This is a genomic window from Agrobacterium sp. S7/73 (genome assembly GCF_019355535.1).
GTDB classification, from domain to species: Bacteria; Pseudomonadota; Alphaproteobacteria; order Rhizobiales; family Rhizobiaceae; genus Agrobacterium; species Agrobacterium tumefaciens.
This window is the reverse complement of sequence record NZ_CP072136.1, coordinates 1,383,659-1,398,879: the sequence shown is the minus strand read 5'-3', so window position 1 is coordinate 1,398,879 and position 15,221 is coordinate 1,383,659. Positions and strand designations below refer to the sequence as shown.

15 protein-coding genes are annotated in these 15,221 nt (G+C 58.4%); 2 read left to right on the top strand and 13 right to left on the bottom strand.

Annotated features, from left to right (window positions below; translation table 11 throughout):
• Positions 1-43: 43 nt before the first annotated feature.
• The 4 genes from J5276_RS06905 to J5276_RS06890 form a co-directional block, all read right to left on the bottom strand.
• Entirely contained in the window at positions 44-268 is a 225-nt protein-coding gene (locus J5276_RS06905) for a hypothetical protein (RefSeq protein WP_025593517.1), read from the bottom strand.
• A 187-nt stretch (positions 269-455) separates the two neighbouring features.
• Positions 456-1,766: a homoserine dehydrogenase gene (locus J5276_RS06900; protein ID WP_003515377.1), complete on the bottom strand. Its 1,311-nt coding sequence runs from the start codon at positions 1,764-1,766 to the stop codon at positions 456-458.
• Between the two features lie 61 nt (positions 1,767-1,827).
• A complete protein-coding gene (locus J5276_RS06895) occupies positions 1,828-3,048 on the bottom strand; it encodes an LL-diaminopimelate aminotransferase (RefSeq protein WP_003515379.1) in 1,221 nt (406 codons plus the stop codon).
• Between the two features lie 300 nt (positions 3,049-3,348).
• Positions 3,349-4,308 carry a nucleoside hydrolase gene (locus J5276_RS06890; protein ID WP_019566228.1) on the bottom strand — a complete coding sequence of 320 codons (960 nt, stop codon included), beginning with the start codon at positions 4,306-4,308 and terminating at the stop codon, positions 3,349-3,351.
• A gap of 179 nt (positions 4,309-4,487) precedes the next feature.
• Between J5276_RS06890 and J5276_RS06885 the strand changes: the two genes are divergently transcribed.
• Positions 4,488-5,291, top strand: a complete 804-nt coding sequence (locus J5276_RS06885) for a TSUP family transporter (protein ID WP_026330928.1) — start codon at positions 4,488-4,490, stop codon at positions 5,289-5,291.
• Positions 5,292-5,334: 43 nt separating this feature from the next.
• Here the strand turns inward: J5276_RS06885 and J5276_RS06880 are convergent, their stop codons facing one another.
• The 8 genes from J5276_RS06880 to hemN form a co-directional block, all read right to left on the bottom strand.
• Positions 5,335-6,033, bottom strand: a complete 699-nt coding sequence (locus tag J5276_RS06880; RefSeq protein WP_013636202.1) for a hypothetical protein — start codon at positions 6,031-6,033, stop codon at positions 5,335-5,337.
• A 279-nt stretch (positions 6,034-6,312) separates the two neighbouring features.
• A complete protein-coding gene (locus J5276_RS06875) occupies positions 6,313-7,242 on the bottom strand; it encodes a lipid A biosynthesis lauroyl acyltransferase (protein WP_019566226.1) in 930 nt (309 codons plus the stop codon).
• A 4-nt stretch (positions 7,243-7,246) separates the two neighbouring features.
• A complete protein-coding gene (locus tag J5276_RS06870; RefSeq protein WP_003515388.1) occupies positions 7,247-8,275 on the bottom strand; it encodes a zinc-binding dehydrogenase in 1,029 nt (342 codons plus the stop codon).
• 152 nt (positions 8,276-8,427) lie between these two features.
• The gene (locus tag J5276_RS06865) at positions 8,428-9,711 is read right to left on the bottom strand and encodes a beta-ketoacyl-ACP synthase (RefSeq protein ID WP_003515389.1); all 1,284 of its coding nucleotides are present in this window, start codon (positions 9,709-9,711) and stop codon (positions 8,428-8,430) included.
• Positions 9,712-9,723: 12 nt separating this feature from the next.
• Complete coding sequence (locus tag J5276_RS06860; protein WP_003515391.1) at positions 9,724-10,920, bottom strand: beta-ketoacyl-ACP synthase; 1,197 nt, start codon at positions 10,918-10,920, stop codon at positions 9,724-9,726.
• A 209-nt stretch (positions 10,921-11,129) separates the two neighbouring features.
• Positions 11,130-11,609: a 3-hydroxyacyl-ACP dehydratase FabZ family protein gene (locus J5276_RS06855; protein ID WP_019566224.1), complete on the bottom strand. Its 480-nt coding sequence runs from the start codon at positions 11,607-11,609 to the stop codon at positions 11,130-11,132.
• Between the two features lie 89 nt (positions 11,610-11,698).
• Complete coding sequence (locus tag J5276_RS06850) at positions 11,699-11,983, bottom strand: acyl carrier protein (RefSeq protein WP_019566223.1); 285 nt, start codon at positions 11,981-11,983, stop codon at positions 11,699-11,701.
• A gap of 114 nt (positions 11,984-12,097) precedes the next feature.
• Positions 12,098-13,447: an oxygen-independent coproporphyrinogen III oxidase gene (gene hemN / locus J5276_RS06845; RefSeq protein WP_111796387.1), complete on the bottom strand. Its 1,350-nt coding sequence runs from the start codon at positions 13,445-13,447 to the stop codon at positions 12,098-12,100.
• Positions 13,448-13,659: 212 nt separating this feature from the next.
• Between hemN and fnrN the strand changes: the two genes are divergently transcribed.
• The gene (gene fnrN, locus J5276_RS06840) at positions 13,660-14,385 is read left to right on the top strand and encodes a transcriptional regulator FnrN (protein WP_112155017.1); all 726 of its coding nucleotides are present in this window, start codon (positions 13,660-13,662) and stop codon (positions 14,383-14,385) included.
• Between the two features lie 383 nt (positions 14,386-14,768).
• Here fnrN and J5276_RS06835 read toward each other — a convergent pair whose 3' ends face one another.
• Positions 14,769-15,191, bottom strand: coding sequence for a hypothetical protein (locus J5276_RS06835; RefSeq protein ID WP_112155016.1), 423 nt, complete (start codon positions 15,189-15,191; stop codon positions 14,769-14,771).
• Positions 15,192-15,221: the final 30 nt, after the last annotated feature.

Sequence of the window (15,221 nt, the reverse complement as noted above, 5' to 3'; positions counted from 1 at the left end):
TGGCGATGGCGCCTTTTTCAAGCAAAAACGCCCGTATGAGGTTTCACACCGAGAAAATCGAGAAAAACGGGCTGACGATCGATACCGCGCCGACCAGCAGCAACAGGGAAAACACCGCAAGTGAACACCAGTTGCGCTCATATTCAGCAATATCGAATTCCATGCCTCGAATATTGTCGTTGGCATTGTGAGGCCGCGCCCGATGATGGGCGGCCAGAACGCTTTCGCGCTTACTGTCCTTGAAAAGGATAATCGATGTCACAGCCACGCCTCCCTCGCTTGGTAACATGATTAACCATAGAGCCGAATCGCGTTGTTTTCCAGCGGTTCTGAGGCGATCCCCTCAAATTTTATGGCGGCTTATCCGGTGGTCGCCAAAACGGGTTTCGGGAGAAAAAAGACCGCGCCTCCATGTGGTGGCGCGGCCCTCAAATTCAGAAAAATCGTAAAGCGTCTCAGGTCCGCTCGATGCGGATGACCTGCGGTTCGCTGACCAGATATTTCTCGTTCTTGATCGCCTTGACGGCCTTGCGGATCGCATCTTCCATCGTCGCGTGGGTCACGAGGATAATCGTCTGCGGCGCGCCTTCCACATGCACGCGCTGGCGCTGCACAATGGATTCCAGCGAGATGTTGTTATCCGCCATGCGGGTAGCGATGGAGGCGAAGACGCCCGCCTGGTCCTTCACCGTCAGCCGGATGAAATAGCCGCCTTCATGGCTCTTCATCTTGGCGCGACGATAATCGGTCAGCGACTTCGCCGGACGGCCGAGCACCGGAACCTGCTGGGCACCGGGACGGCTCTTGGCGATATCGGCGATGTCACCGAGCACGGCAGAGGCCGTGGCATTGCCGCCCGCCCCTGGGCCAACCATCAGAAGTTCGCCAAGAATATCGGACTCGATCGCCACCGCATTGGTAACGCCATCAACCTGCGCGATAACGGAATCGAGCGGCACCATGGTCGGATGCACCCGCTGCTCGATACCGGATTCGGTCACCTGCGCCACGCCGAGAAGCTTGATGCGATAACCGAGCTCGGCGGCCGCCTGAATGTCCTCGCTGGAGATGTTGGTGATGCCTTCGAGATAGATGTCGTCGGCCGAAATCTTGTTGCCGAAGGCAAGCGTCGTCAGAATGGCGAGCTTGTGGGCGGTGTCGTTACCCTCGATATCGAAGGCCGGATCGGCTTCGGCATAACCCAGCCGCTGCGCTTCTTTCAAACAGACCTCGAACGACAGCCCTTCCTTCTCCATCTTGGTCAGGATGTAGTTGCAGGTGCCGTTCATGATACCGTAGATGCGCGACACGTTGTTGCCGGTGAGAGATTCACGCAGCGCCTTGATGACGGGAATACCGCCGGCCACAGCCGCTTCGAAATTGAGAAGCGCACCCTTGTCTTCGGCAATCGTCGCCAGCTCGACGCCGTGCTTGGCAAGCAGCGCCTTGTTAGCTGTCACCACATGGAGACCGCGCGAAAGTGCTGCGCGCACAGCTTTTTCCGCCTGGCCGGAAGCACCGCCGACCAGTTCCACCAACACGTCGATATCGGCTTCGTTTGCAAGCTGCTCCGGCGTATCGAACCAGGTAATACCCTTGAGATCGATGCCGCGGTCACGCGAACGGTCGCGCGCGCTCACTGCAATAATCTCAATCGCGCGTCCGCAGGTAATCGCAAGTTCGTTGCTTCTCTGCTGGAGGATGCGCACGAGCGAAGCGCCGACAGTGCCGAGCCCCGCTATGCCGATTCTCAATGAATCTGCCATGGGTATGTTCCTGATTTGCTGGTGATGGTGACGGCCGGGGCCCGGCCGCCTTCGGTTGCCCTTATCTGTGGGCATTGAGCGAAACGACATTGTGCATCGTTTCGTCAGCACTCGACAGGAAACGCTTCAGATTGCGCGCTGCCTGACGAATTCGATGCTCGTTTTCAACGAGCGCGAGGCGGACGTAATCATCGCCCATTTCGCCGAAGCCGATGCCGGGAGCAACGGCAATGTCTGCCTTCTCAACCAGAAGCTTGGAAAACTCCAGGCTGCCGAGATGGCGGAACTTTTCCGGGATCTTCGCCCAGGCGAACATCGTTGCCGCCGGCGGTGGAACTTCGAAGCCCGCCTTGCCGAACGTATCGACCATGACGTCGCGACGGCGGCGATAAACGCTGCGTACTTCCGCGATGTCGGAGCCGTCGCCGTTCAGCGCGTGCGTCGCCGCAACCTGGATCGGCGTGAAGGCACCGTAGTCGAGATAGGACTTCACGCGGGTCAGCGCCGCGATCAGCCGCTCGTTGCCAACGGCAAAGCCCATGCGCCAGCCGGGCATGGAGAAGGTCTTCGACATGGAGGTGAATTCCACCGCAACGTCGATTGCACCGGGAACTTCGAGAACCGAAGGCGGCGGATTGTTGTCGTCGAAATAGATTTCCGAATAGGCAAGGTCGGAAAGCACGATGATTTCGTGCTTCTTCGCAAATGCGATCACGTCCTTGTAGAAATCGAGCGAGGCAACGTGCGCCGTCGGGTTCGACGGATAGTTGACGATCAGCGCCAGCGGCTTCGGAATGGAGTGGCGCACCGCCCGCTCCAGAGGCCCGAAGAAGCTCTCGTCCGGCTCCACATTCATGGAACGGATAACGCCGCCCGCCATCAGGAAGCCGAAAGCGTGGATCGGATAGGTGGGGTTCGGACACAGGATCACGTCACCAGGCGCGGTGATGGCCTGCGCCATATTGGCGAAACCTTCCTTGGAACCAAGGGTCGCGACGACCTGCGTATCGGGGTTCAGCTTCACGCCGAACCGGCGGGCATAATAACCAGCCTGCGCGCGGCGAAGGCCGGGAATGCCCTTGGACGAGGAATAGCGATGGGTGCGAGGGTCCTGAACGACTTCGCACAGCTTGTCGACGATCGCCTTGGGGGTCGGAAGGTCGGGATTGCCCATGCCGAGATCGATGATATCGGCCCCGGCCGCTCGCGCGCTCGCTTTCAAACGGTTGACCTGTTCGAAGACGTATTGCGGCAGACGCCGGACCTTATGAAACTCTTCCATCACTTTCCTCATGGAAATGGACCGGTTCTGCCGGCCCATAACGAAGTTCGTTCTTGTTGTTAAACGCCGCCGACACGAACCGATCCGGCGGGCGCTATTCATTGTACCGCAAAGCACAAGAAAACCTACAGCGGTTTTCTCGGTCCACGCGGCATCGCGATCATCCGCCTTGTGGCTCCGGCGCGGCCTTTTCAGACCACAGGCATGTCGAATTGCGCAATGTAATCAGGAAACCTGCATAACGCCAGATTCTTGGAAATTGCAAGGCAGACCATGGTCAAGAACGGCCATTCCGGCCGTTCAGTCACGCTCGCCCTTCACAATTGCCGCGCGGATGACGGAAAGCACCCGCTCCGGCTTGATATCGGTGCAGATGAGCTGGCTCGGATGCCCGTCCCAGTCGCCCGGCGGAAAGGCGCGGCCATCCGGCTTCTGAATGGTCTGGCCATCGGCAAGCCCGCCGCAGACGACGCGTATAGGGCCGCTGCGGGTCTCGAACAGTTCGGGCGCAACAAGGTAAACGCAGGCGCAGCTGTCATGCACCACCATGCCATCGCCGGTGCGGGTCTTGTAGAAATCGATGTAGAATTGCGACAGATCGGAAAGCAGCTGCACCGGCTTGCCGCCCGCCTCTGCCATCTCGGCCATGAAGGCGCTGGTCATCACCGTTTTCGTCGTCACGTCCAGGCCGACGACGACCACGCGCCAGGGCGCGGTGAAGACGAGATCGGCCGCTTCCGGATCACCGTGAATATTGGCCTCGGCCGCCGGCGACACATTGCCGTTGATATCGAAGGCGCCGCCCATGACGATCACCTGCTTCACCAACGCCGCAAAATCCGGCTCTTCGCGCAGCGCCAAGGCCAGATTGGTCATGCGACCAACAGCGATCAGCGTCACCTCGCCGGGATTGGCCTTGACCGTCTCGATAATAAAGCGATGCGCGGGACGCGGATCGAGCGGCAGATCGATGGTCTCTGGAATATCGATATCGCCGAGACCGTTTTCGCCATGGATGAAAGTCGGCCAGTGGCCTTCCTTGCGGGCCGGATCGAAGGTCACGCCCGCACCTTTCGCTACCGGCGCCGTCATCTGCCATTCCCGTTTCAGGAAGAGCGCATTGCGGGTGGTGATATCGATGGGCGCGTTGCCGAAGACGGTGGTGACGCCGATCAGATCGATATCGGGGTGACGGTGCAGGAAAAGAAGCGCCATGGCATCATCTACACCGGGGTCCGTATCGAATATCACTTTATGCATAATGCCCTCATCCTGATGTCTCGTCATCGCCGCGTCTGGCGGTGCGCCACGGAAACATAACCATAAGCGGCAACACCGCAATCCCCCTGCCCGTCTCGGATCGGAGAGAAAAATATTGCGTGGCGATCTTTTCGGTGAAAGAAGAGGCCCTCTCCCTTAAGCCCGCCTGGACATGCCAAGTGCAAGACATCGCCCTCAACGTTTTCCTCGTTCTTTTCTGCGTCGCCATCTTTGCCGGATTTATCGATTCCATCGCCGGCGGCGGCGGTCTCATCACTATCCCGGCCATGCTGATCATGGGAATTCCGCCGCTCGATACGCTCGGCACCAATAAGCTGCAATCGCAGTTCGGCTCGGCGTCGGCCACCATTGCCTATGCCCGCCGCGGCCATGTCAATCTGAGGGAACAATTGCCGATGGCGATCATGGCGATGATCGGCGGCGGGCTCGGTGCTTTCACCGCCGCCTTCGTGCCGTCAGACCTCCTGCGCACCATCATGCCCTTTCTGCTGATCGCGATTGCCCTGTATTTCGCCTTCAAGCCGCAGCTCAGCGATATCGACAGCCATCGCCGCATCACGCCTTTCGTGTTCGGCCTCACCGCCGCACCGCTCGTGGGTTTCTATGATGGCGTTTTCGGCCCCGGCGCGGGTTCCTTCTACATGCTTGCCTTCGTGGGGCTTGCCGGCTTCGGCATGCTGAAGGCAACCGCCCATACTAAGCTTCTGAACCTGGGTTCGAACTTCGGCGGCTTTGTTGTTTTTGCGGCTGGAGGCGCGGTTCTCTGGAAGCTTGGCATCGCCATGGGCATCGGCCAGTTCGTCGGCGCGCAGATCGGATCGCGTTTCGCGATGAAAAACGGCGCGAAGATCATCCGCCCGCTTTTGGTTCTTTCCTGTCTGGCAATGGCGACGAAGCTTCTTGCGGATGCTTCATCCGCATGGTCAATCGCCACGATCTGGGAAACCATCTTCCCGAAATGACAGGAAAAGGACACGGCTCGACGCTTGCGTCCGAACCGTGAATTTATGCCGTGGCGCGACGGCGCCTGCGATCGGCGATTTCGCGGATGACCACCATTGCGCCAACCAGCTTGTAGTTGGAGGAATAGCAGGGCGACATTTCCAGCGATTTTACGATCGTATGGCCGTCATGATCTTCGGCATAGGTGTATTTCGACGTACCGCCCTTGAAGCAATTGTCGAGCCTCTCCCGCAGATCGTTCTGAAAACGGTGCACTCCGACAAGCTCGGCGATATGACATCCCAAAGGCCCTTCCGGCGTATTGCGCGGAAACGCATCGATGCCATTGGAGAATGACACCCGATAACCGGGAGAAACGACGACCACCGGCTCGTCGAGGTCGTTCAGCATATCCTCATCGAGAATGAGATGGCGGTGGTGCCACTCCAGAATGTCCTCGTCCTCGTCGCCGATCACCTTTGCCTTGAGCGGCATGCCGACATAGCGATCAACCAGCGTTCTCAAAAGATCGGAGTTGCGCTGCACGCAGCCGAGATCTTCCGCCTCGTGATTAAGGAGGTCGATGGCGAAACGGAATTGCTCACGAATGTCCTCGGAACTGCCGGTCTTACGCCCGATGACCCGATCAAGCAGCAGCTCCAGTTCACGCTCCAGCACTGCGATCTTGTCGGCCTCGTTCTTACCAACCGCTGATTGCAGTTCCGTATAACGCAGCCAGAACAGCTCAATCAAATCTTTCAACCCAACTCTCCCTGAACGGGCAAACAGCCCGCTCCCAATCCGAATGGATAGACACTTATCCCCTCATTGTAGCGTCTGTGCAGTAAAAAATGACGTAACGACACGCAGGTCCGCCGCAGGGATTAATCTCTAAAATATCATAGCTACTGCTATTTTTTCAATTTCGATAATCCATGAACGAAAAATAAGGTTCCACTAATAAGTAAAAATACTTAAAAACGCAATTTTACGGCCGAATTCTGTAAAAAATCACTAGAAATTCGGCCGCGCTGCAAATAATCAGATCTGGTGTTTAACGTCCCAACGGTCGTGATACCACAGCCATTGTTCGGGATATTCGCGGACCCAGCTTTCCACCTTGTCATTCAAAAGCTGCGCCGTCGCCTGAATATCGACATTTCCTTTTTCATCGCGCGGAATTTCAACCCTCGGCTCTATTTCCAGCCGGTAGCGGTTATCAGGCAGACGCACGCAACGGGCGGGATAGACATCGCAATTGAACTGCCGCACCAGCTTGGCAAGAAGCGGGTTGGTGCGCACCTCATGGCCGAAGAACTTCGTCGTCAAGCCTTTGCCGAACTTCTGGTCGACGAGTACGCCGACACCGCCGCCCCTTTCCAGCTGCCGCGCAAGCGCGAAGGAAGAGCCGGCATGCGACGGCACGAGATTGCCCATGCGCTCCTTACGGAACTTGAACACCTTGTCGGCCACGAAAGGATTATTCGGCGGCCGGAACAGCACCGTCACATCCAGACCGAAGGCAGAACTGGCCACCGGCAACAATTCGAAATTGCCGCTATGGGCAGTAAAAACGATGAAGGGCCGCGGGTTGTCGCGAAGCTCGATAAAGGTCGAAATACCCTCGACCCGGATACGGCCCGGCTCGCTATTTTCCGGATCGAAATCGAACAGCCTGTCGAGAAAGACATATTCCGCCGCAAGCCGCCCCATGCTGCCCCAGCTGTCCATTGCGATGGTAAGCCGCTCCTCTTCGGATTTCTCCGGAAAGGCGCGCGCCAGATTGTAGAGCATCAGCTTGTGGCGGCCGGTTTTCGGCCCCACGAAGCGCGCCAGCCTGTCGGCAGCGCGAATCCCCGCGTCAGCTGGAAATATCTTCAGCAGATTGAGAAGGCCGAAGGCAAACGTCGCAATCAGCCATTGCCGGAAATGGTCCAGCTTCAGGACGATCCGCGTAATGAACAGTTTCAAGGCGTCAATCCATCCGCAGAACGATTTTGCCGAATACCTGGCGCGTTTCCATGCGCTCCAGCGCCCGGTCGATATCCTCGAAGGTGACTTCTGTGTCGATAACAGGATGAACGATGCCGCGCGCCATCTTCTGCATGGCGTTGGCCATGTTTTCCATGCGGCAACCGAAGGAGCCGAGCAGCTTCAGCTGCTGCTGGAACAGCATCATCAGGTTGATATCGGTCGATACGCCTGACGTGGAGCCGCAGGTGACGAGACGGCCGCCACGCTTCAGCGAAAACATCGATCCCGCCCAGGTGTCTTTGCCGACATGCTCGAACACCACGTCTACACCCTTCTTTTTCGTCAGCTTGCGCACGACGCCTTCGAAACGGTCGGTCCGGTAGTTGATGACGTGATCGGCACCCAGAGCCTTCGCCCGTTCGATCTTGTCGTCGGAGCCGACGGTGGTGATGACGGTGCAGCCCATCTTCTTGGCCAGCTGGATCGCCGCTGTGCCGATACCGGAACCGCCGGCATGCACGAGGATCGTCTCGCCCGATTCCAGCTTGGCATTGTCAAACAGCATGTGTTCGACCGTGCCGAAGGTCACAGGCGCCAGAGCCGCGCCGATGGCATCGACGCCATGCGGCGCCGGAACGAGCTGGCGGGCCGGAATATTGATCTTTTCCTGCGCAAAGCCGTCGAGATGGAAACCGTGCACGCCCTGAACATGTTCACAAAGATTGTCACGGCCTTCACGGCACGGCTTGCAGATCCCGCAGGTGCGCGCGCCGTAGATCGCGACGAGCTGGCCAGGCAGCACATTCGAAACGCCCGGGCCAATGGCCTCCACTACGCCCGAAGCCTCAGCACCGATCGTCAGCGGCATCTTGCGCTTGGCAAAAGCCATGCCGCGCCAGCCCCAGACGTCGATGTGGTTCAGCGCCACGGCCTTGACGCGCAGCGTCACCTCGCCCGGACCTGGTGCATCGGGTTCAGGCAGGTCCACTTTTTCGAGCTTCCGGTCGTCCACGAGTTGAAGAGCGCGCATGTTTTTAGTCCTTCGCCCGGAGGCGTCTATCTCAAGAGTAATTCCAGCAAAACTCTGTAACGGTTTTGCGGTCGGAATGTGTAGTCACACCAGCGAGAGCGTTCCCGGGCTTCGTTCAGGCCGGAAACGCCCCTGTCTTCTGGCGGAACCGGTTAAGCCGGTTCACGCGTCATGACAAGGCTGGCATTCTGCCCGCCGAACCCGAAGGAGTTGGAAAGCACGGCATTGACCGTCGCGTCCCGCTTCACATTCGGCACCACATCGAGCGAAATGGTCGGATCAGGGTTGTTGTAGTTGATCGTCGGCGGCAGGGTGCCGGTCAGCATGGTCTGTAACGAGAACACCGCCTCCACAGCACCGGCCGCCGTCAGCGTATGGCCGATCATCGACTTGTTGGATGACAGCGGAATGTCTTTCAGGCCTTCGCCGAAGACGGCAAGCATCGAGCCATATTCCATCTTGTCGTTTTCCGGCGTCGAGGTGCCGTGGGCGTTGATGTAGCCGATATCGCTTTCAGCAACACCCGCATCCGCAAGTGCGGCGCGGATCGTCGCGATCGCCGGGCCGCCATCTGGCGAGGAACGCGTGCGGTGGAAGCTGTCGGCCTTCTCGCCGGCGCCCTTGATGATGCCGAGAACCTTCGCGCCGCGCGCAATTGCCGATTCAAGCGATTCCAGCACCAGCGTTGCCGCACCTTCGGCGATCACGAAACCGTCGCGGTCCTTGCTGAACGGCTTGGATGCCTTTTCCGGCGGCTCATTCTGGGTCGACAGCGCCGAAAGAAGCGAAAAGCGGATCAGCGCTTCGGCGCTGACCGAACCGTCTGTCGCAACCGTCAGCGCGCGCTCGGTGCGGCCCTGGCGGATAGCCTCGACACCAAGCTGGATTGCGGTCGCGCCGGATGCACAGGCCGTCGAGAGCGTGACCGGCAGGCCCCGTGTACCAAAGCGGTCCGAAAGACGCTCCGAAATCGCACCGAATAGAGCCGCTTCCTGAAACGCCGGGTCCGGACGTTGACGGAAAGCCGTCAGGAACCGTTCATAGGCATCACCCGGCTGGGCGGCCGGCGGAGACCGGTCGGCAAGCTCGAAACGGGCGCTCCATTCCGGCTCGATCGGTGGTGCAGCCAGAAACAGCGGGCCATCGAAATCGCCCGAGATGCCGGCCTGCGCCAAAGCCTCAATGGTTGTCTCGCGTGCAAAGGCATAAGAGCGCTCGACGGAATTCGGAACCGGGATGTCGATGAAATCGACGGTGCCGCTAATCCTTGTGGAAAGCCCCTCCGTCGGGAAGCGGGTAATCTTGTGGATGCCCGACTTGCCCGCAGTCAGAGCCGCCCAGTTATCGGCAAGACCCTGCCCGAGCGATGTGATGATGCCCATACCGGTGACTGCAACGATCGGGCGACCGAGATGATCCTTGAAGTTGGAAGTCATGGTCTTTTCTCCTCACACGTCACGGGACAGAACGGCGACACCTTCGCCGCGAACATGGCCGACGGTGGTGACGACCGCTTCGCTGGCCGCCTCGCCCATGGGCTTTTCCGCGGCGCCATCGAAAGTAGGAACCTTAGCGCCGCTTTCAAGCGTCAGGGCAGCAAGCGCCAGCCCAAGCGGGAACTGTGCTTCAAGTCCATGGCCGGTGATACCGCCGAAACCGCGAATGACGGCCTGCGGCAAAGCTTTTTCGAGAATATTCTTTTCACGCTGCGTCACGGCGTCGTAACCACTCGCACCGGAAAACACGACGGTCGCAGCACTGTCCTTTGCAGGGGCAAGCAGCCGTTCCATGCGCTTTTCCATCTTGCCGTCATCACGGCTGCCACGATCGCCCTCGATGGCGTCGATGCGGGCATAGATGCGTGCGCCGCGTTCACTGGCGTGCTTGCGCGATTCCAGCACCAGGAAGGCTCCCAGCGAACCGGAAATCATGCCGCCGCCGTCCTGGCCGCCACGCGACCAAAGCGGCTGCCAATCGCCCTGCGCATGCGCGCCGATCGCTTCAAACAGCAGGATCATGTCCGGGCGCTCAGCCGAGAAGGCGCCGCCCACCAGGGCGTGGCTGGATTCGCCGGAACGGATACGGTGAAACGCCGTCTCGACGGCGGAAATGCCGGCTGCTTCCTCGCCCATGAAGGTGCGGGAGGACCCTGTGACCTTATGCACGATGGAGATGTTACCGGCCATCAGATTGGAAAGCTGGGCGAGAAACAGGGTCGGACGCAATTCCGTCGTCAGCTTCTCGTTGAGCAGCACTTCGCGGTCGTTGCGTTTCAGCGCCTCATCGACAATCAGCGTATCGACATTGATGTCACGCTCGCCACCGCCCGCAGCCACGATCATGTCCATGGTAGCGCAGGCCTCCGGGTTTTCCTTCAGCCCTGCATCATCAAGCGCGAGGCCGGCGGCAAAAACGCCGAGACGCTGCCAGTTTTCCATCTGGCGCTGGTCGCCGCGCTTGGCAATCTGCGTGGACCAGTCGATCTCCGGCATGGGATGAACCGGATAGGGTTTGAACTTTTCGGTCTCGATCACCGTTGCCGGCGCCGCAGTTCCCGAAAGAAGCGCAAGATGCGCCTGGCTGCCGACGCCGTGACAGGTCACGATGCCGACCCCGGTTATCACCACATCATTGTCAGATTTCATCGTCTGTCATCCTTTGCAGCCTGACCCATTGAAGCGGTCACGGCTATCCAACAGCGGTCGCAAACGACCACTCCATGCGTTGCGGAATAAAGCGCGCGATGCGGATTGGCAATGGTGAAGGCCCGATCCGCCAGCACAAGCCCACGATTTTCGTGAATCAAAACCGGGTCTAGGGGAAAAATGCCGTCTCCCGGCATCAGCGGAAGCGCTTATTTTTGCGCATCCGCGGCAATCGCCGCCATCAGGCCGACTTCCTCGGCCCGCTTCCTGACGATAGGCGCGAGCGGAATTTCGCTGAAAGGCATTGTCCTGAGCTTCAGCTGCGCATCGCAGACCTTCTTGCCTTCGCAAGTGATCTTCGCTTTGGTGACTGCAAAACCCGAACCGTCATGTTCCAGCACCGCCTCGATATCGAGAACCGCGCCCGGCTCCACGAAGGTGCGCATCTTGGCGCCGTCAACCGACATCAGGAAGGGCATGGCGGAAAAATCGCTGAACGCCAGAACCATCATGCCGGAAGCCTGCGCCATGGTCTCGATCAGAAGCACGCCCGGAACCAGCGGCATGCCTGGGAAATGTCCCTCGAAAACCGGGCTTTTGTCGGGAACGACAGACCGCGCCTTCAATGTGCGCGTCGCCATATCCACGGCTTCGACCTTGTCGATCATCTGAAAATATTCAAGCAGCATCCGTCCGGCCCGTTTCTGGTCGGTTACGACCCGTCCCTGAAGGTCAGGTCCAGAAAAAGAAATGCCCGCTCGAAGCGGGCATTATCGCCTCAGCCCTTGGCTGCGCGCAATTCGTCGATCTTGGCACAGAGGTTCTTCAGCACGAAATATTCTTCGGTGGTAACCTTGCCTTCGTTGACTTCCTGCGTCCACTGCTCGAGCGGAATCTTGATACCGAATTCCTTGTCGATGGCGAAAACGATATCCAGAAAGTCGAGGCTGTCGATGCCCAGATCGTCGATCGTGTGGCTTTCCGGCGTAATGGTTTCGCGGTCGATTTCGCTGGTTTCGGCGATAATGTCGGCAACCTTGTCGAATGTAGCTGTCACGCCCATAATCCTTATTGTCGTTCGTATTAAATATCCTGTCTGACGCACCACATAGGCAAGTCGCACAAAAAAGCCAATGGTTTCGTGACGTAACTTTGAAATTTGCCTTAAAACTGTTGCCTAAACAGCAACCGAATGACGGCCGCGTCCGCTTCCGAGATAGGCGTCGAAGGTTGCCGCAATATGACGGACAAAGGGTTTTCCCGCCTCCGTCACGGCAAAAACATCGCCATCCATCCGCACCACACCGTCCCTGTCGCCGCCAGCGAAAAGTTGCGCCTCCATGCTGACGGAATGGCTGGCCTTGCCGAAACGCCGCTTCAAATCGCCCAGATCGAGCGAAAAATCGCACATCAGCCGCTCGATGACATAGGAGCGCAGGTGATCGTCCTCGGACAATTCTATTCCCTTTAGTACCGCGAAACCACCCTCGCCCACCATCCGCTGATATTCCCCCGTCGCCACCATGTTCTGCACGTAGCCCTGGGGCATCCGGCCGATTGCGGATGCACCAAGCCCGATCAGGGCATCGGCCGTGTCAGTGGTGTAGCCCTGAAAATTCCGCCGCAGCTCCCCCGTCTCGACCGCCCGGCTCAGAGTGTCGGCGGGCTTGGCAAAATGATCGATCCCGACTGCCCGGTAACCCGCCTTGCCGAGCATCTCCGCCGCCATAGTCATCTGGCGGTAGCGCTCGGCAATATCTGGCAATGCCTGCTCAGGGATCAGCGACTGGTGTTTTTTCATCCACGGAACATGCGCATAACCGAACAGCGCGATCCGGTCGGGGTCGAGTGAGATGATCTGGTCAACCGTCTGTTGCAATGTCTCGCAGGTCTGGAACGGCAGGCCATAGAGAATGTCGCAATTGACCGAGTGAACGCCCCTTGCCCGCACGGCATCTACCACCGATTCCGTCTGCTCGAAGGTCTGAATCCGGTTGATGGTTTTTTGCACTTTGTCATCAAAGTCCTGCACACCGAGGCTCGCGCGCGTCATGCCAATGACGGCAAGCGCGTCATAGCGACTTTCGTCAAGATCGTTCGGGTCCATTTCCACGCTGATTTCGGGCGCCAGACCAAAGGTGAAATGGCGTCTTAGACAGTCCATCAGGCCCACCATGTCTTCAGGCCTCAGCATAGTGGGAGAACCGCCGCCAAAATGCACCGCGCTGACCACTGCATCGGGGGAAACAAGCGAGCCGACGGCTTCTATCTCCCGCTTAAGTGCCTCAAGATAAACCGCAATCGGCTCGTATTTCAGCGTGTGCTTGGTGTGGCAGGCACAGAACCAGCACAGCCGGTCGCAATAGGGAATATGCAGGTAAAGCGATATCCGGTTCCGGTGGCCAAGCTCGCCGAGCCAGCGGCGATAGGTGCCATTATCGATTCCCTCGTGAAAGTGCGGCGCGGTAGGATAGCTTGTGTAACGCGGCACGGCGCCCGAATATTTGCGAAGAAGTTCGGTATTCATCCCCGGATTTGCCTTTTATCAAGAAAATGTCGATTTCCTCCCCTTCAGTAACGGCTGCGACAGTTTGCAACTTTGACTTCAATCAAATTGCACCTTAAGTTCTTGCTAAAGTAGACGCGGGGGCGACGACTACGCGGCGCAAGCCTTCGAAAAGACCGGATTTTACACCTGCGGTCGCATTCGTCCCTTAAAGCCAGCATCGGAAAAGGCTGATGGACACGCTACAGAAGACCATCCATAATTCGGAATATCCCGTCGTATGCCGCTCCTGCGAGGCGCGTCACGGTGGTCTTTGCAGCACGTTGACGCCGCAGCAGCTCTGCGACCTCAACCGTCATTCCAGCCGTAAGAAGCTGGAAGCGGGCAACGAGCTGCTTGCCCAGGGGGAACTCGTCAGCTCCTACGGCAACATTCTCAACGGCGTGGTGAAGCTCTCGAAGATGATGTCGGATGGCCGCCAGCAGATCGTCGGCCTGCAATTTGCGCCGGATTTTCTCGGCCGCCCGTTCATGGCGGAAAGCAAGATGACGGCGGAAGCCGCAACCGATGTGGAAATCTGCCTGTTCCCGCGCCGCATCGTCGACCGCATGGTTTCCGAAGTGCCGGATATGGAACGTAAGCTTCACAGCCAGTCTCTGAAGGAACTGGATGAGGCGCGCGACTGGATGCTGACACTTGGCCGAAAATCGGCGCAGGAAAAGGTTGCCAGCTTCCTTTATATGATCGCCACGCATATCGATCCGGAAAAGGACGATAAATCAACGTTCGACCTGCCGCTATCGCGCGCGGATATAGCCGATTTCCTTGGTCTCACCATCGAAACAGTTAGCCGGCAAATGACTAAGCTGCGCAAGGAAGGCACGATCAGCATCGAGAACAACCGTCATATTACAGTGTCGGACCTCGATATGCTCAGCGAAGCCGCCGGAAACGACTGACCGGCGTTTTTCAACTTTCATCGTCCCTGAGGCGCTGACGTTCCGATGTTGATGTACGGCGCCCGCGCCTGCGCGGGTGCGAGCGCAAAACCGGCAAGAACCAGCAAAGCAGCGATGCATCTCATGATATTTCACCCTGTCTACCGCTTTTTCAGCGGCCTGTTTGTTATGACCGCATCATAAGCGGCAAAGCGCATCCATCCGCTTAACATCTTCAGTAAGCATATGGTTCAAAGGCAGGGTAAATAAGGGGTTATGAGAGCGGCTTGGTAATAGAATGAAGCACAAGGATTGCCGTTATCCTCGGCCTTGTGCCGAGCGAATCTCGAGATCCACAAGTTGTCGATTCTCGGTAAAGGCCCCAGAACGACGAACGGAAAACCTCACTGCGTGACAGGCGTCGCAACTGGCTTCTGGTTTTCGCCAAGCGCCCGTAATTCCGCGACTCGGCGCTTGTATTCAGCTTCCGAAATCTGGCCGTTGCGGCGTGCAGCACCGAGGCGCGACAGGTTCGATTCCATTTTGGACGCTTCATCATCCCCCATCTGGCTGCCGGCAGCGGTAATCGGCGCTGAAAAGCTTGGATAGGTGCCGGTATCGCGTCTCTGGCTCACCACATTGTCGCTGACGGGGCGCGGGCCAACGATTTGGGCTTGCGGGTGGGGCATATGGGCCGGTGCGACGATCGGTGCCGGGGTCTTGCAGGCGGCAAGTACTGTAACGAGCATGACGCCGGAAAGCGAAAGAAGGGCGATCCTTCCAGCGTTTTCCGCAAATCTTCCCCATGTACCCATGTGCTTGCCCATCGTCATGTTCCGCCTGTAAGGATATCGCCG